Below are 19344 nucleotides of genomic sequence, written 5' to 3' on the forward strand. Positions count from 1 at the left end.
TTTTACCAATTTTTGCGGCCAAAACCGGATGTGATGGGGTAGCGGCGGTCTTTGCCGAAGTTACGGGCGGTGATGCGCGGCCCGACGGCGGCCTGACGCCGCTTGTATTCGTTGATGTCCACCAGGCGGATCACCTTGCGCACGATCGCTTCATCGAAGCCTTCGGCCACCAGATCGGCGACCGACTTGTCGCGCTCGACGTAGCCTTCCAGGATCGCATCCAGGATATCGTACGGCGGCAGGCTGTCCTGATCGACCTGATCCGGCGCCAGCTCGGCGGACGGCGGACGATCGATCACCCGCTGCGGGATCACGTAGGAGACGGTGTTACGGTATTCAGACAGCTTGAACACCAGCGTTTTCGGCACGTCTTTCAACACGTCGAAACCGCCGGCCATATCGCCGTACAGCGTGGCGTAACCGACCGCCATTTCGCTCTTGTTGCCAGTGGTCAGCACGATGCTGCGGCGCTTGTTGGACAGCGCCATCAGCACCACCCCGCGGCAACGCGCCTGCAGGTTCTCTTCGGTGGTGTCGCGCTCGGTGCCGGCGAACATCGGCGACAGCTGGCCCATAAAAGCGTCGAACATCGGTTCGATGGAGACGATATCGAACTCCACGCCGAGGATTTCCGCCTCTTCCTTGGCGTCGGCGATGCTGATATCCGCGGTGTAGCGGAATGGCATCATCAGCGCCTGCACCTTGTCTTTGCCCAACGCATCCACGGCGATCGCCAGCGTCAGCGCCGAGTCGATACCGCCGGACAGCCCCAGCACCGCGCCTTTAAAGCCGTTTTTGGTCACGTAGTCGCGCACCGCCAGCACCAGCGCCTGATACACCTGCGCCAGCTGCGGCAGTTCGGCGGCCGGATCGGCCATCGGCACCACATCCAGCTCGTTGAATTCCAGGCGGGTCACCTGCTCGTCGAAGGCCGCCAGACGGTGAGTCATGGTGCCGGCGGCGTCGAAGACCTTGGAGCAACCGTCGAAGATCAGCTCATCCTGGCCGCCGACCTGGTTGAGGTACACCAGCGGCAGCTGAGTGCGCTGGCAGTGGCCGGCCATCAGCGTTTTGCGGATATACGGTTTTTCGCGATTATACGGCGAGGCGTTGATCGACAGGATAATCTCCGCGCCGGCCGCCTTGGCGGCGTCGATCGGCTCAGGGAACCACAGATCTTCGCAGATCAGCAGCCCCAGACGGTAGCCTTTCAGCTCCACCACGCAGGTGTCGTTGCCGGCGTGGAAATAGCGCTTCTCATCGAACACGCCGTAGTTCGGCAGCTGCTGCTTGAAATAGCGGGTCAGCAGGCGGCCTTCGGCGAACAGCGACAGCGCGTTGTACAGCTTGTCGCCTTCGCGCCACGGGTGGCCGACCAGGATCGCCGTCTCGGCGGAGGCCTGCTGCAGGCGCAGCAGCTGCGCATCGCAGCGCTCATAGAAATCATTGCGATACAGCAGATCTTCCGGCGGGTAGCCGGACAGCGCCAGTTCGCTGAACATGACCAGATCGGCTCCCGCCTTCTGCTGCTCCTGCACGATTTGCAACATGCGTTCGGTGTTGCCTTCAATGTCGCCGACCAGCAGGTTCAACTGGGCCAGGGCGATGGAAAGTGATCTGCTCATTTGTGTACGATCCCGCTTAATACGTTCCATGGTGCTCTACGCCGGGGCGCGCCGCGGCAAAGAGAACGGAGTGTAAATCATTCCGCCGGATTTGTTGAGAACCTGCGTGGCAGGCGCCGGCGGGAAACTGTCATTCTTTAAAATCGTTGGCGTCCAGCTCGTGGCGCGACAGCAATTTGTAAAACTCGGTGCGGTTGCGGCCCGCCATGCGCGCGGCCTGGGTCACGTTGCCCTTGGTGATCTGCAGCAGCTTGCGCAGGTAATGCAACTCGAACTGGTTGCGCGCTTCGGCAAAGGTCGGCAGCGCGGTATTTTCCCCTTCCAGCGCCTGCTCCACCAACGCTTCGCTGATCACCGGCGCAGAGGTCAGCGCCACGCACTGCTCGATGACGTTGACCAACTGACGCACGTTGCCCGGCCAGCTGGCGGTCATCAGCCGCTTCATGGCGTCGGTCGAGAAGCTGCGCACGAACGGCTTGTGCCGCTGAGCCGCTTCGCGCAACAGGTGATTGGCCAGCAGCGGGATATCTTCGGCGCGCTCGTTGAGCGCCGGGATCTTCAGGTTCACCACGTTGAGGCGGTAGTAGAGATCCTCGCGGAACTCGTTCTTCGCCATCGCCTTTTGCAGATCGCGGTGGGTGGCGGAGATGATGCGTACGTCAATGTCCAGATCGCGATTGCTGCCGAGCGGCCGCACCTTGCGTTCCTGCAGCACGCGCAGCAGCTTCACCTGCAGCGACAGCGGCATATCGCCGATCTCGTCGAGGAACAGCGTGCCGCCCGCCGCCGCCTGGAACAGCCCTTCGCGGCTGCTGACCGCGCCGGTAAAGGCGCCCTTGGCGTGGCCGAACAGTTCGGACTCCAGCAGCTGCTCCGGCAGCGCGCCGCAGTTTATGGCGATGAACGCCTTGCTGGCGCGCGGGCTGGCCGCGTGGATAGCCTGCGCCACCACCTCTTTACCGGTGCCGCTCTGGCCGTTGATCAATACGCTGACGTCGGACTGCGCCACCATTTTCACCTGCTCCAGCAGGCGCAGCATCAACGGGCTGCGGGTGACGATGTCTTCCCGCCAGGCATCGTCGCCGGCCGGGCTGGCCGACAGCGCGAGCGCCTCGTCGATGGCCTTGTACAGCGCATCGCGATCCACCGGCTTGGTGAGAAAGCTGAACACCCCCTGCTGGGTAGCGGCCACCGCATCGGGAATCGAACCGTGCGCGGTGAGAATGATCACCGGCATGCCCGGCTGATGTTTTTGGATCTCGGCGAACAGCGCCATGCCGTCCATCTCATCCATGCGCAGATCGCTGATCACCAGATCGATCTGTTCGCGCGCCAGCAGGCGCAGCGCTTCCTGGCCGCTTTCGGCGGTGGTGACGTGAAAACCTTCGCTGGTCAGGCGCATGCCCAGCAGCTTCAGCAGGCTGGGATCGTCGTCAACCAATAACAGGTTGGCCGGTTTGCGTGCGGTCATTGCGCGTGGGACTCCTTATTGGCAGGGTGCGGCGTATAGGTGTCTTCCGGTTCAACCGGCAGCGCAGTGCCCTTTTCCGGCTCGTCCTGCGGCTCAGCCCCTTTCGCGGCCGCGCCGTTTTTACCGGCGGCTTCGCCCTTTTGCGAGCCTGTGCCGTTGTCCGGTATTTCCCCTTGCAGCTGCTTGCGCGATGAGAGCTGGCGCTCGATGTCGGTCAGGTTTTCCAGCTTGCGCGAGGTGTCCTGCAGCTGCGATTGCAAGCGCGCCTGGCTCTGGCGCAGCGAATCGATCTGGCTGTCGCTGCTTTCCTGCAGATGCTGATAACGCGCTTTCTCATCGAACAGCGTGATCTGCAGCATCTGCTGCTGGCGCCACAGCTGCGTCAGTGGACGCAGCGAACCGGGAAACTCCATCCGGTAGCTGTTGATCCTGTCGATCATCTGGCGGCGTTCGCCGGAGGTCGGCTGTGCGCTCCCCAGCAGGATGCTCTGTTTGAAAACGCCGGACCAGCTGTCGCCAGGCACCGTTTTCGCCAGCGCGCGCGCCTGGGTTGAGCCGATGCGATCGGCGCAGTCCATCGCACGCAGCCAGTAGAGCGCGTTATCCAGCGCGTCCTTGTCGTCCAACTGCCACAGGGTATCGCAGGCCGCGGTGCGGTAATCGATCACCTTGGTATCCGGGATCGCTTCTTGCTGCTGAGCGCTCAGGCCGCCGCTGACCGCGCGATCGACGCAGCCCGCCAGCAACAGCGGCATAAAGAAAACGGCGCCCAACCAGCTGATCGGGCGTTTGCCGAGCGGCGCTCTGTGCGTGGCACGCGGTGAACGTTCGGTCTGCGAAAGACGAAGGCGTTTAGACCATGTGTACATTATTTATTCATTCTCGGCGGTTAACGGCAGTTCAATGCGGAAGCAGACGTCTGCACCGGCGACCGTCGCCAGTTGCAGCTCACCGCGCATGCGACGGATACAGTCCTGAGCGATGCTCAACCCCAGTCCGCTTCCTTTTACCGCCCCTTTTCGCTGGTGACTACCCTGGAAAAAAGGCTCGAAAATCATGGCTCTTTCAGCCTCGGGGATCGGCGTGCCGGTATTGGCGACGTCGATTTGCACCCGTTGTCCAACCTGACGGCTGCGGATCCAAATGTTACCGGATTCCTTGCCGTAGTGCACCGCATTGGAGTAGAGATTATCCAGCACGCGCATTAATAGCGTAGGCTCTGCCCAGCAGATTTCCGCCTCCAGGGCGATTTCGGTGGAAATCATCTTCGCCCGCGCCGGCAAACTGTGCGCGGCGACCACCAAATCGACCATCTCGCGCAGCTCGACGTTCTCGTGTTCCGCCGGGCCGTCGGCCAGTTTGCGGTTGTAATCCAGCAGTTGTTCAATCAGCTGCTGCAGGTGGCGACTGCTGTTGTCGAGGATCGCCACCACCTCTTTTTGATCGGAGGTCAGCGGCCCCGCCACTTCGTCGGCCAGCAGTTCGGTGCCTTCACGCATGCTGGCCAGCGGCGTTTTCAACTCGTGCGAGATATGGCGCAAGAACTCGTGGCGCTGCGATTCCAGCCACGCCAGCCGCTCGCTCAGCCAAATGATGCGCTGCGCCAGCGAACGCAGCTCGCGCGGCCCTTTGAACGACGCGGTGCTGCCCAACGCGCGCCCTTCCCCCAGGCGATTGATCATCCGCTCCACGGCCTTGACCGGCCCGATGATCATGCGGGTGAACAGCACCACCAGCAGCACGCTGACCAGGAACAACAGCAGCGCCTGCCAGCCGAAGAACTGGCCGCGCTCGGCGATGGCTTGCTGCAGCTGCTGGCCGCGCGAGAACACCACCGCGCGCGTGGCCTGCACCATTTCGGCGTTGGAACGGGAGAACGATTCGAGCAGGGCCGAAGCCTCTTGGTCCGGCCCGCTGTTATGGCATTTGATCGCCGCCAGCTGGGTCAGCAACTGACGCAGCGTTTGGTAGTAGCGCTCGTCCGGCAGGATCGGCGCGTGGGCGTCCAGCATCTGCGAATACTGTTTGCGCTGGTTCTGGTACAGCTTCTGCAGCGTAGGATCGACCAGCACGCAGTACTGACGATAGCTGCGCTCCATCTCCAGCGCCACGCTGGTCATCGCCTCGCTGCGCCGCGCGTCCACCAGCGTGGTGCGGTTGATGTCCGCCGCCTGCGCGCTGAGGTGATCCAGGCTCTGGTAGGCTTGATAGGCCAGCACCAACAGCGGCAGCAGCACCAACAGGAAGGCCAGCAGCACCAATTGCCGCAGCGAACGGGGGAATAAACGCCATTTTTTCAACGAAATCATCTCATTCTCTCAGCTCTGTCACGATGCTAACTGACTCGCCGGAAAGAGAAAAGCCCGGCAGGGGAGAATCCTGAACGCGCAAGGAAAAAGCCGCGGGATCGGCGAAGCGCGCCCATGGGCCTGGCCTGCCGACGGCATGCGGCCCCGGTAACATCAACCGGCGCGAAAACGAGAGTGTGGGGATAGCGTCTGCGTTCGAGGGCATAGGCAACGAAACGGGCATAAGCGCAGCGTTGAGAATTGACATCGGGGCAAGAAACTTGCCCCAACGCAAGGAAAGTGTGGATGCCCTTAAACCTCGTCCCCAGGGTGATGTAGCGCAGCGGCTGGCATCGAACAGGACGAATAGCATCCGTAAGTATCCAGGATTGATGAACCCTTCATCACAGTTGGATACAGGCGGTGCCTCACTCCACGTGTCGCCCGATGCTTGATAAAGCCGCTTGCGCGGTCTGTTATCGGTTTGGTTGGACGATAGGCACCATTTCTTTGGCATCATTCGGAGGCTTATGAGGCGATTTGCCGTCTAATTACGGCGCCGTCATAAAAAGGTGAATGAGCAGCCGCCGAGAATAATGCACGTAGCGTGCCAACTTTGCAATAAAAATCATAACACAATGATTTTATTTAAAAATAAAATTACATCAGCAAATTCCCCCACTCATTACGCACTGATGAGCGATGAAAAAAACGCCGCGCTGTCGCCAAATGCAGACAACTAAAGTCAAACCTGCTTACCTACAATAAAATCAATAAGTTAAACGTCTCCATTTGGCGACAGGGAAAATGGCGCTTGTCGCAAAATGCAGACACTGCCGCCAGACGGCGAACGCCGGCCATAAAAAAGGGCGCAATTGCTTGCGCCCTCTGTACGGTGGGGGCCGTTTTTAGCCCAGCTGCTTACGGGCGTTGCGGAACATACGCATCCACGGGCTGTCCTCACCCCACTCTTCCGGGTGCCAGGAGTTACTGACGGTGCGGAACACGCGCTCCGGGTGCGGCATCATCACCGTGGCACGCCCGTTGGCGCTGGTCACGGCGGTGATGCCGTTCGGCGAACCGTTCGGGTTAGCCGGGTAAGCTTCCGTCACCTGACCGGCGTTGTTGACGAAACGCAGCGCCACCAGGCCGTGGCTTTCCAACGCCGCCAGATGCGCCGCATCGCGCACTTCGACGTGCCCTTCACCGTGGGAAACGGCGATCGGCATGCGCGAGCCGGTCATGCCCTGCATGAACAGCGACGGGCTGGCCGCCACTTCCACCAGGCTGAAGCGCGCCTCGAAGCGATCCGACAGGTTGCGCACGAAGCGCGGCCAGTGTTCGGCGCCCGGGATCAGCTCACGCAGGTTGGACATCATCTGGCAGCCGTTGCATACGCCCAGCGCCAGCGTCTGCGGACGGTGGAAGAACGCTTCAAACTCGTCGCGCACCCGCTCGTTGAACAGGATAGACTTCGCCCAGCCTTCGCCGGCGCCCAGGACGTCGCCGTAAGAGAAGCCGCCGCAGGCCACCAGCGTGTGGAAGTCCTGCAGATCGCGGCGCCCGGCCAGCAGATCGCTCATGTGCACGTCCACGGCGTCAAAGCCGGCGCGGTGGAACGCCGCCGCCATTTCAACGTGGGAGTTCACCCCCTGCTCGCGCAGCACCGCCACTTTCGGGCGAGCGCCCTTGGCGATGTACGGCGCAGCGATGTCTTCCTCAGGTGCGAAGGTCAGCTTCACGTTCAGGCCGGGATCTTGTTCATCCTGCTTGGCCTGATGTTCCTGATCGGCGCACGCCGGGTTGTCGCGCAGGCGCTGCATCTGCCAGGTGGTTTCCGCCCACCAGGTGCGCAGCGTATTGCGGCTTTCGCTGTACAACGCCTTGCCATGTTGGTTGATGACGAAACGATCGCCGGCCTGCGCGCTGCCGATCTGATGCACGTTGTCGGTCAGCCCATGCTGAGCGAACGCCTGCTTCACCTCGTCGAGACGTTCGGCGCTCACCTGGATCACCGCGCCCAGCTCTTCGTTGAACAGCACCGCCAGCGCATCGTCGCCGAGGCCATCGAGGTTAACCTCTACGCCGCAGTGACCGGCAAAGGCCATCTCCGCCAGCGTCACCAGCAGGCCGCCGTCGGCGCGGTCGTGATAAGCCAGCAGCGCGCGATCGGCCACCAGCTGCTGCATGGCGTTGAAGAAGCCCGCCAGCTGCGCGACATCGCGCACATCGGCCGGTTTGTCGCCCAGTTGGCGATAAACCTGCGCCAGCGCGGTAGCGCCCAGCGCGTTATGGCCGTTGCCCAGGTCGATCAACAGCAGCGCGCTGTCGCCCTTATCGGTGCGCAATTGCGGCGTCACGGTGTGGCGCACGTCTTCCACGCGGGCGAAGGCGGTGATGACCAGCGACAGCGGCGAGGTCATTTCGCGCTGTTCGTCGCCTTCCTGCCAGCGGGTTTTCATCGACATGGAGTCTTTGCCCACCGGAATGGTGATGCCCAGTGCCGGGCACAGCTCTTCGCCCACCGCTTTCACCGCTTCGTACAGGCCGGCGTCTTCGCCCGGGTGGCCGGCGGCGGCCATCCAGTTGGCAGACAGCTTCACGCGCTTCAGGCTGCCGATTTCCGTGGCAGCCAGGTTGGTCAGCGCTTCCCCGACCGCCAGGCGGCCGGAAGCGGCGAAGTCCAGCAGCGCCACCGGCGCGCGTTCGCCGAGCGACATCGCTTCGCCGTAATAGCTGTCCAGGCTGGCGGTGGTGACCGCGCAGTCGGCCACCGGGATCTGCCACGGGCCGACCATTTGGTCACGCGCCACCATGCCGGTGACGGTGCGGTCGCCGATGGTGATCAGGAAGGTTTTCTCCGCGACGGCCGGCAGATGCAGCACGCGCTTCACCGCGTCGGCCAGCGTGATGTCCCCACGCTGCACCGCCTGGCCCTGCGCCTGCAGACGGGTGACGTCGCGGGTCATCTTCGGCGTTTTGCCGAGCAGCACGTCCAGCGGCATGTCGATCGGTTGGTTGTCAAAGTGGCGGTCGTTCAGCGTCAGATGTTGTTCTTCAGTCGCTTCACCGATCACCGCATAAGGCGCGCGCTCGCGGCGGCAGATCTCGTCGAACTGCGCCATCTGCGCCGGGGCGATCGCCATCACGTAACGTTCCTGCGATTCGTTGCACCACACTTCCAGCGGGCTCATGCCCGGCTCGTCGTTGAGGATATCGCGCAGTTCGAAACGGCCGCCGCGGCCGCCGTCGCTCACCAGCTCCGGCATGGCGTTGGACAGGCCGCCGGCGCCGACGTCATGGATAAACAGGATCGGGTTCTGGTCGCCCAGCTGCCAGCAGCGGTCGATCACTTCCTGACAGCGGCGTTCCATTTCCGGGTTGTCGCGCTGCACCGACGCGAAGTCCAGATCGGCATCGGACTGGCCGGACGCCATCGACGACGCCGCGCCGCCGCCCAGACCGATATTCATCGCCGGGCCGCCCAGCACCACCAGCTTGGCGCCGACGGTGATTTCCCCTTTCTGCACGTGATCGGCGCGGATGTTGCCGATGCCGCCCGCCAGCATGATCGGTTTGTGGTAGCCGCGCAGCTCGACGCCGTTATGGCTGTTAACGCGCTCTTCATAGGTGCGGAAGTAGCCCAGCAGCGCCGGGCGACCGAATTCGTTGTTGAACGCCGCGCCGCCCAGCGGGCCTTCGGTCATGATGTCCAGCGCGGTGACGATGCGTTCCGGCTTGCCGAAGTCCTGCTCCCACGGCTGTTCAAAGCCGGGAATGCGCAGGTTGGACACCGAGAAGCCCACCAGGCCGGCCTTCGGCTTGGCGCCGCGGCCGGTGGCGCCCTCGTCGCGGATCTCGCCGCCGGAGCCGGTCGCGGCGCCCGGCCACGGCGAAATCGCCGTCGGGTGGTTGTGAGTTTCCACCTTCATCAGGATGTGCGCGTCTTCCTGATGATAATCGTACGTGCCGTTCTCCGGCGCGGCGAAGAAGCGGCCGACCTGCGAGCCTTCCATCACGGCGGCGTTGTCTTTATACGCCGACAGCACGTAGTCCGGCGTCTGCTCATAGGTGTTCTTGATCATCTTGAACAGCGATTTAGGCTGCTGCTCGCCGTCGATGATCCAGTCGGCGTTGAAAATCTTGTGGCGGCAGTGCTCGGAGTTGGCCTGCGCGAACATATAGAGTTCGATATCCGTCGGGTTGCGCCCCAAACCGGTAAAGGCATTCAGCAGGTAGTCGATCTCGTCCTGCGCCAGCGCCAGGCCGAGCCGGACGTTGGCTTGCTCCAGCGCGGCGCGCCCTGCGCCCAGCACGTCGACCGACTGATACGGCGCCGGCTGATGGTGCGCGAACAGCTGTTCAGCCTGTTGCAGCTCGCTGAAGACGGTTTCCATCATGCGATCGTGCAACAGTGCGGCGAGCTGGCGCCACTGGGTTTCCGTCAGCTCGGGCGCCTTGACGTAGAACGCCAGGCCGCGCTCCAGGCGCAGCACCTGTTGCAAGCCGCAGTTGTGGGCGATGTCGGTGGCTTTGGAAGACCAGGGAGAAATGGTGCCCGGACGCGGCGTAACCAGCAGCAGCCGGCCTTCGGGAGCGTGTTCGGCGAGAGAAGGACCGTACTTGAGCAGACGCTGAAGCTTGGCGTGTTCTTCGGCACTTAGCGGTGCGCTGACATCGGCAAAGTGGACGTACTCGGCGTAGATATCACTGACGGGCAGGTGAGCGTCCTGGCAGCGGGACAGCAGTTTGGTAATGCGAAAAGCCGATAAAGCGGGCGAACCACGCAGAATTTCCATAATCAAAGTTCTCTCGTCTTCGAAGCGAAGGATAAGACGCTTCATTGGGCGCAACAGGGGAAAACGCGCGTCATTATAGAGAATCCTCGGCGCCGACGAAACCGTTTGCGTAGGGATTATTGATAAAAGCATGCCGCACCGTCGAATTGTCATAACGTGTCAATAAAGTTGCACACTGGCGTTTTGTTGCGCAAAATGCCCCCCGCACTGGTGATTTAACCATGAGAAAAGTCGCGGTTGTCGTCGCCGGTGTACCTGTGCCACCACTGGATAACTATTTGAAACGTCTTAAAATAAACTACATCCTCATCGGCGTTGTCACCCTGCTTCTGGCTCTCGCGCTGTGGCCCAACATCACCTGGCGCAGCGGCCAGGGCGGGCAACTCCAGGAGATCATTTCCCGCGGCGAGTTGCGTATCAGCACGCTGAATTCACCGCTGACCTATTTCAACACCAAGCAAGGGCCGGGTGGGCTCGACTACGAACTGGCCAAGCGCTTCGCCAACTACCTCGGGGTGAAGCTGGTGGTGATCCCCCATCAGAACATCAATGACCTGTTCGACGATCTGGACGACGACGACGCCGACCTGCTGGCGGCGGGCCTGATCTACAATCAGGAGCGCCTCAGCCGCGCGCGCACCGGCCCGGCCTACTACTCCGTTTCCCAACAGCTGGTGTACCGGCTGGGCACCCCGCGGCCGAAAAGCTTCGCCGACATCAAAGGCAAGCTGGCGGTCGCCTCCGGTTCCGCGCACGTCAGCACGCTAAAACAGCTCAAGCAGGATAAATACCCGGATCTCGCCTGGGAGTCCTCCAGCGATCTCACCTCCAAAGAGCTGCTGGAACGGGTGGCCGACGGCAAGCTGGATTACACCCTCGGCGATTCGGTGACCATCGCGCTGCTGCAGCGCATCCATCCGCAGCTGGCGGTGGCGTTCGACGTCACCGACGAAGAACCGGTCACCTGGTACCTGAAACGCGACGGCGACGACAGCCTGTACGCGGCGATGCTGGATTTCTACAGCCAGATGGTGGACGACGGCACCCTGGCGCGGCTGGAAGAGAAATACCTCGGCCACGTCGGCAGCTTCGACTATGTGGACACCAAAACCTTCCTGTCGGCCATCGATTCGGTGCTGCCCAACTTCCGCCCGCTGTTCGAGAAGCACGCCAACGAGATCGACTGGAAGCTGCTGGCGGCCATCGCCTATCAGGAATCGCACTGGAATCCGCAGGCCACCTCACCCACCGGCGTGCGCGGCCTGATGATGCTGACCCGCGCCACCGCCGACGGCCTGGGGGTCAACGATCGCCTCGATCCGGAAGAGAGCATTCAGGGCGGCGCCCTTTACCTGCAGCGGCTGATGGCCAAGGTGCCGGACAGCGTGCCGGAAGACGAGCGCATCTGGTTCTCGCTGGCGGCCTACAACATGGGTTGGGGCCATATGCTGGACGCGCGCAAGCTGACCAAGACGCAAAAAGGCAACCCGGACAGCTGGGTCGACGTCAAACAACGCCTGCCGATGCTCAGCCAAAAGCGCTACTACCCGCAGCTGACCTACGGCTATGCGCGCGGGCGTGAAGCCTACAACTATGTAGAAAACATCCGCCGCTATCAGGTCAGCCTGGTGGGCTATCTGCAGGAAAAAGAGAGAAAGGCGGCGCAAGCGGCCGCCGAGCAGGAGGCGTTGGGGAAAGGCTACCCGACGGTGATGCCGGAACTGGCGCTCAACTACTGATTATTCCGGCTTATCCGCCGCCCGCTGCGCCAGCCTGAGCGCTTTTTTCTGTTCGCGGCGCAGGCGGAAGAAATTGCTCAGGGTGGCGGCGCATTCGTCCGCCAGCACGCCTGAGACGATCTCCACCTGATGATTCATGCCCGGATGGCGCAGAATGTCCACCAGCGAACCAGCCGCGCCGGTTTTCTCGTCGGCGGCGCCATACACCAACCGGCGGATGCGGCTGTGCACCATCGCGCCGGCGCACATCACGCAGGGCTCCAGCGTGACGTACAGCGTGGCGTTCAGCAGGCGATAGTTTTGCAGCACCGCGCCGCCCTGGCGCAGCGCCATGATCTCGGCGTGCGCGGTAGGATCGTGGCGGCCGATCGGCCGGTTCCAGCCCTCGCCGATGACCTGATTGTCCAGCACCAGCAGCGCCCCCACCGGCACCTCGCCCTCTTCCTGCGCGCGCAGGGCCAGCTGCAATGCCTGACGCATCCAGTACTCATCGTTATATTCAGTCATCGCATAATTCCTCGTGCGCTTTTGCGGCGGGCATTATACACACTAGCCCTCCTTTGTCGTAGCCGCCCGCCAATGGCTATACTGGCCGAATCAGCATGTGATTCAGGGACAAGAAGCATGAAACTCAGTAAAAAGAACGCCGTCGTGGTGCGCAAGGCGCTGGACGGCTGGGTTGGGGAAGGCGCCATGACGCCCGAACAACGGCAGCAACTGCTGCAGCATGTGGACGTGCAACCTTTCGACTGGCGGCGGCTGGCGCGCTATGCGTTTCTCGCCGCGCTGGCCTCGCTGCTGATCGCCGTCACCAGCCTGTTCGCCGACAGCGAACTGCTTGCATGGCTCAGCGGACTGTTCCGCTTCGACGCGCCGGTGCGCATGGCGATCGCCGGCGTACTCGCGGCGCTGGCCTATGTCTGGGCGCTGCGCCGCCGCCAACGGCACCCGGAAAAACGTTACGGCAACGAGGCGGCATTGTTTGTCGCCGTGTTGCTTACCGCCTGCGCCTTATGGCAGTTGGGGGTCTGGCTGGATAACGGCAGCGGCCGGGTTTCCGTACTGCTGCTGGTCGCCGCGCTGCTGTACGGCGCGATCGGCTGGTTCAGCCGATCCGGGCTGGTGTGGTGGTTCGCCCTGCTGTCGCTCGGCAATGCCTTCGGCGCCGAGACCGGCTACCTGTCCGGCTGGGGCGCCTACTGGCTCGGCATGAGTTATCCGATTCGCTTTATCGCCTTTGGCGCGGTGCTGATCGCCGCCGCATTGCTGCTGCGGCCGCTGTTGGCGCAGCGCGGCCTGCAGCGGGTGTCGCTGGCGATGGGGCTGCTGTACCTGTTCATCGCCCTGTGGCTGCTGTCTATCTTCGGCAACTACGGCGATCTCGACAGCTGGTACCGCGCGCGCCAGATCGAGCTGTTCCACTGGAGCCTGCTGTTCGGGCTGGCCGCCCTCGCCGCCATCTGGCTGGGGCTGAAGCATGACGACGCCATGCTGCGCGGTTTCGGGCTGACCTTCCTCGGCATCAACCTGTATACCCGTTTGTTCGAGTTTTTCTGGGACAGCATGCCGAAGACGATTTTCTTCGCGCTGCTCGGGCTGAGCCTGTGGGCGTTGGGGCACTATGCAGAAAAGATTTGGCAACTGGGGCGCAAGCCGCACGACGTGAGCGACGACTGATCGCGGTACCGATAAAAGCAACCAAGGGCGGAATTCTCCGCCCTTGGCTTATTCCAGCTGCTGCAGCTCGCCCTGCTTGCTCACCCGCCAGCGGTGCTCGCAAAAGAACAGCAGCGGATTATCCTGCTTGCTATCGCTGTAACCGCTGTACAGCTTCAGCGGCGCGCCGAGCCGCTGTTCCAGCTGCACCACTTTCTGCGCCCCCAGGCAGCGCAGGGTCAAGACCCAACCGCCGCAGCGGCGCGTGATGCGGCTGCCGATCAACCGCACCCGCGGCAGAAACGCCGAATCCCGATACACCTGCTCCACCAGTTGCTCCGGCGAGCCGGTAATCAGCCACACTTCGGCATCGTGCTCATCCAAATACTGCCGCAGCCGCATTTGCACCACCGGAAACGCGGTCACCTTCTGGCGGAAAGCCTCGATAAACTGCCGCTCCAGCGCCTTCAGCGTCGCTTCAGAACGCCCGAAAGTAATCGCCCACAGCAGCAGGCTCATCGGCCAGCGCGCGGCGCGCCCCAGCAGCAGCAGCGCCAACCCGATCGGCGGCAGCAGCGGTATTACCAGCAGCAGGTTCAGCGGTAGGCGGCGCAGCAGAAAGCGCAAAAAACTGCCGAACATATCCTCCTGATGCAGGGTGCCGTCCAGATCGAAAAAGACCACGCGGCGCCCCTCTGCGGCCGGTTGTTGCTGCTTGTCGCTCAAACGCTACTCCTCGGGATCGTCGAACCCCATCATCCAGGTGAAGAGAAAACCGGCGATAATCGTAATCAGCATCCCCGCCAGATACAACATCACCTTACCTGAGACGATGGTCAACGCCAAAGGCAGCCCCGAAATGCCGAAGGTGATGACCGTCGCCACCTTCCAGTAGCTGATCAGCGCGCCGCCTACCGCGCCGCCGAGGCAGGCGCCGATAAACGGCCGGCCCAGCGGCAGCGTCACCCCGAAGATCAGCGGCTCGCCGATGCCGAGAATGCCGACCGGCAACGCCCCTTTGATCACCTTCTTCAGCCGCGCGTTGCGGGTTTTCAGCAGCACCGCCAGCGCCGCCCCCACCTGACCGACGCCGGCCATCGCCAGGATCGGCAAAAGCGGATTGGAACCGTGCGCCTGCACCAGCTCGACGTGGATCGGCACCAGCCCCTGATGCAGGCCGGAGAGCACCAGCGGCAGGAACAGCCCCGAGAGCAACGCCCCCACCAGCAGCCCGCCCTTGTCGATCGCCAGATTGGCGCCGTGGGCGATGGCATCGGAAATAACCCCCCCGAGCGGCTGCAGGATCAGGATCGCCAATGAGGCGGTGACCAGCGTGGTCAGCAATGGGTTAAGGATCAGTTCGACCGACTCCGGCAACAGCGTGCGCAGGCGCTTCTCCACCCAGCACATCAACGCCACCACCAACAATACGGCGATCACCCCGCCGCGCCCCGGCTGCAGCGCCTCCCCGAACAGGGTGATCTGCGCCAGCGCCGGACTGGAGAGAATGCCGGCCATCACGCCGCCCATCGCCTGCGAACCGCCAAACACCCGCGCGGCGTTGACCCCAACCAGAATGTTCATAATGGCGAACACCGCGCTGCCGAAGATTGCCAGCAGTCCCAGCACGTTCGGATAGTCCACCGCCAGCTGGCCGGCGATGTCGGGCCGTTTCAGCAGGTTGATGATGCCGGTGATCAGGCCCGAGGCGATAAACGCCGGGATCAGCGGAATAAAGACATCGGCCAGCTTTTTCAGCGCGCCGCTCATCGGCGCAGCGTATTTTTGCTTGGCCTGCGCCTTGGTGCGGGCGGCGTCACCGACGGCGGCAACGGGCTGCGCATCACCGCTCAACAGCCCGCGCATGGCGTCCACCACCTTGGCGGCGGCGCCCGGGCCGACGATAAACTGATGCTGTTCACCCTGCTTGATATAGCCCTTCACCCCCGGCAGCTGCTTGAGCGCGGCCAGATCCAGGCGCTGCTCATCGCTGACCTCGACGCGCACCCGCGTCATGCAGTTTTCCAGTTTGAGAATATTGCCCTCGCCCCCCACGCCCGCCAGGATCTGTGTCGCCAATGCCGTTGTCTTGTCCATCGCCGCCCCCACCGTGAATTAACGCGCCAGCGCCGCGCGCAGGTAGCCATCGTGCCGCTGCAGCCGCTGCTGCGCCTCATCGGCGCTGACGCCGGCTAAAATCATCAGGATCGCCGGTTTAACCTCAAAGCCGGTCTGCGCCAGCACCGCCTCCGCCTGAGCGCGTTCGGCGCCGGTGGCCTCCATCACGATGCGGCAGGCGCGATCCACCAGTTTGACGTTGGTAGCCTTCACGTCCACCATCAGGTTCTGGTAGACCTTGCCCAGTTTGACCATCGCACCGGTCGACAGCATGTTGAGTACCAGTTTCTGCGCGGTGCCGGATTTCAGGCGCGTTGAGCCGGTCAGCGCCTCCGGCCCCACCACCGGCGAAATCGCCACCTGTGCTTCGTGCGCAATCGGCGAATCCGGGTTGCAGGAGATGGCCGCCGTCGGGCAGCCCAGCCCGCGCGCATAGCGCAGTGCGCCGATCACGTAGGGCGTACGCCCCGAGGCCGCCAGCCCCACCACCATATCGACGGCGGTGAGGTTCAGCGCCCGGAGATCGGCTTCACCCAGGGCCTCGTCATCTTCCGCCCCCTCCACCGCTTTGAGCAGCGCGCCCGGCCCGCCGGCGATTAGCCCCACCACCACGCCGTGTGGCACGCCGAAGGTCGGCGGACACTCGGAGGCGTCCAATACGCCCAGGCGGCCGCTGGTGCCGGCGCCCAAATAAATCAACCGCCCACCGGCCTTCAGCGCCGCCGCGGCCAAATCGACCGCCTGCGCGATCGCCGGCAACACCTGTTCAATCGCCTCCGGCACCTTGCGATCTTCCTGGTTAAAGCAACGGACCATGTCCAGCGTCGACATTTCATCCAGCCCCATGGTGGCCGGGTTGCGGGTTTCCGATACCAGTGCGCCTAAGTTCATCTGTTCACCTTTGAATTTTTAATTCACAAAATTAAATCAATATTTGAATATTTTATTCAACAAAGCGAGCGCTATTTGCTATTTTAACGGTGAGCTCACAAAAATTTTCACCGCGCGTTTTCGCCCTCTGCATGGCAAAATGGCCGCTGGTTTCCAGGGAAAGAACAATGAGTACCCTTCTGCGCATTCGCCAGATGTATCCGACACTGGCGCAAAACGACCGCAAGCTGGCGGACTTTCTGCTGAATAACGCCGAGCAGGCGCGCCATCTCAGCTCGCAAAAGCTGGCTCAGTTGGCCGGCATCAGCCAGTCGAGCGTGGTGAAGTTCGCCCAAAAACTGGGCTATAAAGGTTTCCCGGCGCTGAAGCTGGCGCTGAGCGAGACGCTGGCCCAACCGCAGGCCGAGCCGGTGGTGACCGTTCACAACCACATCCTCAGCAGCGATACGCTGAAAATCGTCGGTGAAAAGCTGCTGGCGGAAAAGCAGGCGGCGCTGCGCGCGACGCTCGACATCAACAGCGAAGAGCGGCTGCATCAGGCGCTGGACATGCTGCGCCAGGCGCGCCGGGTGATGCTGATCGGCATCGGTGCCTCCGGGCTGGTGGCCAAGGATTTTTCCTTCAAGCTGCTGAAAATTGGCGTGATGGCGGTGGCCGAAGCGGATATGCACGTCCAGCTGGCGGCGGTGCAGGCGCTGGACAAACGCGATCTGCTGCTGGCTATCTCTTTCAGCGGCGAGCGGCGTGAAATCAATCTGGCGGCGGAAGAAGCGCGCCAGGCCGGCGCCAGGGTGCTGGCGCTGACCAGCTTCTCGCCCAACGGCCTGCAGCAACGCGCGGACCACTGCCTCTATACCATCGCCGAAGAACCCCACACCCGCAGCGCGGCCATCTCCTCCAGCACTGCCCAGTTCGCCCTCACCGACCTGCTGTTTATGGCGCTGATCCAGCACGACCTTGATCATGCCCGCGACCGTATCAGGCACAGCGAACAATTGATGAAAAAGTTGGTTTGACGCGTATAATGGCGGCCGATAAAACGCCGCCAGTTCAATTATTTCCATTCTCTGCATTCGAAAAATAATGTGCGGGCGGTGAACAGCTCAATTGTCGAACAGTAATTGAGCGTGCATGGACGGCATTATTTGACGATATCATTATGAATACACACACTGTTATTTTAGATAAGTTACGGCATTCCGTGGCTCATCCGATTCTGCGTACCTTTTTACTCTATGTCATTACTGCATTGATTCTAATCAAGGCGATGGGATACAGCGGTGGAAAAGGCATTGATATTCTTTTTATTGCGCTTATTTTGCTATTATTATCTATTCATTCGCTTACCCGATATGGCCTGATTATTCCGTTTATTCTGCTGTGCGCGCTGTATGCGCCGGTCGGGGTTATTTACGGTGCCCCTTCCACTGCCGTGATGTCCGCCCTGTTGCAAACCAACCTAATAGAAGCAACGGAGTTTTTGCAGACTCTGCCGGCCAGCTGTTATCTGCTGCCTGCCGCCATTCTGGCTATGCTGGCCATTCTCGGCCTATTTATTTGGCGGCAAACCATTTCAAAACAAACAATACTTCCCTTGCTAGCCCTGCTGGGGGTTATCATTGTCGCCAGAGCCTTCAATGGCGGTGTGGCGAATCTTAAATTGCCTGACTTCTTTTTATCCCTCTACTCGGCTTACCATCAATACCAACGGCAGGTCGATGAATTAAGCGCCGGCGCTTCAACGCCGAACACTTGGTCAATAACCGCAGGCGCACCGACGAATGAAAACTATGTCATTATCGTCGGCGAAAGTATGCGCAGGGATCATATGTCCTTATTTGATTATCCAGTGTCCACTACGCCGTTTCTGGATAATGCCAAAGGACGGTTTTACAGCAATTATATTTCCACCGCGCCAAATACGTTCGAATCGCTCCCCCGCACGCTGGCTTTAAGCAACGGCCACAACATTGCCATCGGAGATAATATCATCACCCTGGCAAAAGCCGCCGGCCTCAAAACCCACTGGCTGTCCAATCAGGGCATGTTCGGACAATTCGATACGCCGGTATCAAAAATCGCCATGTTCAGCGATAGCCATTATTTCCTGAAGAAAGGCGACTTCCAATCGCGTAACACCGACGATGATGCGCTGCTGCCGATATTTGACCAATTATTGCGTCGCCAGGGGCAAGGCAATCTGTATGTGTTGCATCTGATGGGCTCGCACGCCGACTTTTGCGAGCGGCTTAACGGTGAAGCGCCCAGCGTCGAGTCGCCGAATAAGGAGCTGGCCTGCTATCTCTCGACCTATCGCAAGACAGACCATTTTATCGAGCAGGTTTATCACCGTCTGAAGCAGAGCGGCGCGCCGTTTAAACTGTTCTATTTCTCCGATCATGGTCTTTCCCATAAGGATATCGGCGGCGAGCGTTCTTTGCGCCACAGCGGCGATACCCGGCAGAATTATCAGGTGCCGTTGCTGGTGCTGACCGATCGCGATCGACAGCACCAGATCACTGATGCTCCCTTGAGCGCATTCGATTTTATCGGGCTGTTTGCTCAAGAGGCGGGAATACGGGTTGCCTATCCGGAGGTGATGCCCACCATGCGCATGGCGGATGAAGACAAGCGCTGGGTGTTTGACGGACAGAGAATGGTTGATTTCGATCAGTTGGCTGATGACCCGCCTGAGTTACCCTAAGCGGTAAGATGACGAAAAAGCGCCCGCCGCGCGGCGATTCTATGATAGATTGC

At 61.5% G+C, this 19344-nt stretch carries 13 protein-coding genes; 4 read left to right on the forward strand and 9 right to left on the reverse strand.

Features of this window, described 5'->3' with window-relative positions; all coding sequences use genetic code 11:
* Positions 1-2: 2 nt before the first annotated feature.
* The 5 genes from ACJ8IJ_RS06715 to purL all read right to left on the reverse strand — a co-directional run bounded on the left by ACJ8IJ_RS06715 (position 3) and on the right by purL (position 10183).
* Complete coding sequence (locus ACJ8IJ_RS06715; protein ID WP_004941363.1) at positions 3-1625, reverse strand: NAD+ synthase; 1623 nt, start codon at positions 1623-1625, stop codon at positions 3-5.
* Positions 1626-1755: 130 nt separating this feature from the next.
* Positions 1756-3096 carry a two-component system response regulator GlrR gene (gene glrR / locus ACJ8IJ_RS06720; protein ID WP_004941361.1) on the reverse strand — a complete coding sequence of 447 codons (1341 nt, stop codon included), beginning with the start codon at positions 3094-3096 and terminating at the stop codon, positions 1756-1758.
* Positions 3093-3965: a two-component system QseEF-associated lipoprotein QseG gene (gene qseG / locus ACJ8IJ_RS06725; protein WP_004941359.1), complete on the reverse strand. Its 873-nt coding sequence runs from the start codon at positions 3963-3965 to the stop codon at positions 3093-3095. Before qseG ends, glrR begins: the two co-directional genes overlap by 4 nt.
* A 3-nt stretch (positions 3966-3968) precedes the next feature.
* Positions 3969-5405: a sensor histidine kinase gene (locus tag ACJ8IJ_RS06730; protein WP_004941357.1), complete on the reverse strand. Its 1437-nt coding sequence runs from the start codon at positions 5403-5405 to the stop codon at positions 3969-3971.
* Positions 5406-6292: 887 nt separating this feature from the next.
* Complete coding sequence (gene purL / locus ACJ8IJ_RS06735) at positions 6293-10183, reverse strand: phosphoribosylformylglycinamidine synthase (RefSeq protein WP_442518378.1); 3891 nt, start codon at positions 10181-10183, stop codon at positions 6293-6295.
* Positions 10184-10461: 278 nt separating this feature from the next.
* On the opposite strand from purL, the gene mltF reads away from it, so the two are divergent.
* Positions 10462-11922, forward strand: coding sequence for a membrane-bound lytic murein transglycosylase MltF (gene mltF, locus ACJ8IJ_RS06740; RefSeq protein WP_004941352.1), 1461 nt, complete (start codon positions 10462-10464; stop codon positions 11920-11922).
* Here mltF and tadA read toward each other — a convergent pair whose 3' ends face one another.
* Complete coding sequence (tadA, locus tag ACJ8IJ_RS06745) at positions 11923-12429, reverse strand: tRNA adenosine(34) deaminase TadA (RefSeq protein WP_015378796.1); 507 nt, start codon at positions 12427-12429, stop codon at positions 11923-11925.
* A gap of 117 nt (positions 12430-12546) precedes the next feature.
* Between tadA and ACJ8IJ_RS06750 the strand changes: the two genes are divergently transcribed.
* Positions 12547-13599 (forward strand): DUF2157 domain-containing protein, encoded by a 1053-nt coding sequence (locus ACJ8IJ_RS06750; protein WP_044030657.1) that lies wholly within the window; start codon positions 12547-12549, stop codon positions 13597-13599.
* Between the two features lie 48 nt (positions 13600-13647).
* Here ACJ8IJ_RS06750 and yfhb read toward each other — a convergent pair whose 3' ends face one another.
* The 3 genes from yfhb to murQ are packed head-to-tail and all read right to left on the reverse strand — an operon-like array spanning position 13648 to position 16587.
* Positions 13648-14304, reverse strand: coding sequence for a phosphatidylglycerophosphatase C (yfhb, locus tag ACJ8IJ_RS06755; RefSeq protein ID WP_004929188.1), 657 nt, complete (start codon positions 14302-14304; stop codon positions 13648-13650).
* Positions 14305-14307: 3 nt separating this feature from the next.
* Complete coding sequence (locus tag ACJ8IJ_RS06760; protein ID WP_197753804.1) at positions 14308-15675, reverse strand: PTS transporter subunit EIIC; 1368 nt, start codon at positions 15673-15675, stop codon at positions 14308-14310.
* An 18-nt stretch (positions 15676-15693) separates the two neighbouring features.
* A complete protein-coding gene (gene murQ / locus ACJ8IJ_RS06765; RefSeq protein WP_049186766.1) occupies positions 15694-16587 on the reverse strand; it encodes an N-acetylmuramic acid 6-phosphate etherase in 894 nt (297 codons plus the stop codon).
* A gap of 167 nt (positions 16588-16754) precedes the next feature.
* Here murQ and ACJ8IJ_RS06770 point away from each other — a divergent pair, with 167 nt between their 5' ends.
* Complete coding sequence (locus ACJ8IJ_RS06770) at positions 16755-17603, forward strand: MurR/RpiR family transcriptional regulator (protein ID WP_049186768.1); 849 nt, start codon at positions 16755-16757, stop codon at positions 17601-17603.
* 143 nt (positions 17604-17746) lie between these two features.
* Positions 17747-19291: a phosphoethanolamine transferase gene (locus ACJ8IJ_RS06775; RefSeq protein WP_192839588.1), complete on the forward strand. Its 1545-nt coding sequence runs from the start codon at positions 17747-17749 to the stop codon at positions 19289-19291.
* The last annotated feature ends 53 nt before the right edge of the window (positions 19292-19344 follow it).

Origin of the sequence: Serratia sp. CY40230 (assembly GCF_052168835.1) — a bacterium.
Classification (GTDB): Bacteria; Pseudomonadota; Gammaproteobacteria; order Enterobacterales; family Enterobacteriaceae; genus Serratia; species Serratia nematodiphila.

Coding starts and splice junctions, on each gene's coding strand:
- ACJ8IJ_RS06715 (WP_004941363.1), bottom strand. CDS start 1,625: ATGAGCAGATCACTTTCCATCGCCCTGGCCCAGTTGAACCTGCTGGTC.
- ACJ8IJ_RS06760 (WP_197753804.1), bottom strand. CDS start 15,675: ATGGACAAGACAACGGCATTGGCGACACAGATCCTGGCGGGCGTGGGG.
- tadA (WP_015378796.1), bottom strand. CDS start 12,429: ATGACTGAATATAACGATGAGTACTGGATGCGTCAGGCATTGCAGCTG.
- murQ (WP_049186766.1), bottom strand. CDS start 16,587: ATGAACTTAGGCGCACTGGTATCGGAAACCCGCAACCCGGCCACCATG.
- ACJ8IJ_RS06770 (WP_049186768.1), top strand. CDS start 16,755: ATGAGTACCCTTCTGCGCATTCGCCAGATGTATCCGACACTGGCGCAA.
- ACJ8IJ_RS06730 (WP_004941357.1), bottom strand. CDS start 5,405: ATGATTTCGTTGAAAAAATGGCGTTTATTCCCCCGTTCGCTGCGGCAA.
- ACJ8IJ_RS06775 (WP_192839588.1), top strand. CDS start 17,747: ATGAATACACACACTGTTATTTTAGATAAGTTACGGCATTCCGTGGCT.
- purL (WP_442518378.1), bottom strand. CDS start 10,183: ATGGAAATTCTGCGTGGTTCGCCCGCTTTATCGGCTTTTCGCATTACC.
- glrR (WP_004941361.1), bottom strand. CDS start 3,096: ATGACCGCACGCAAACCGGCCAACCTGTTATTGGTTGACGACGATCCC.
- qseG (WP_004941359.1), bottom strand. CDS start 3,965: ATGTACACATGGTCTAAACGCCTTCGTCTTTCGCAGACCGAACGTTCA.
- ACJ8IJ_RS06750 (WP_044030657.1), top strand. CDS start 12,547: ATGAAACTCAGTAAAAAGAACGCCGTCGTGGTGCGCAAGGCGCTGGAC.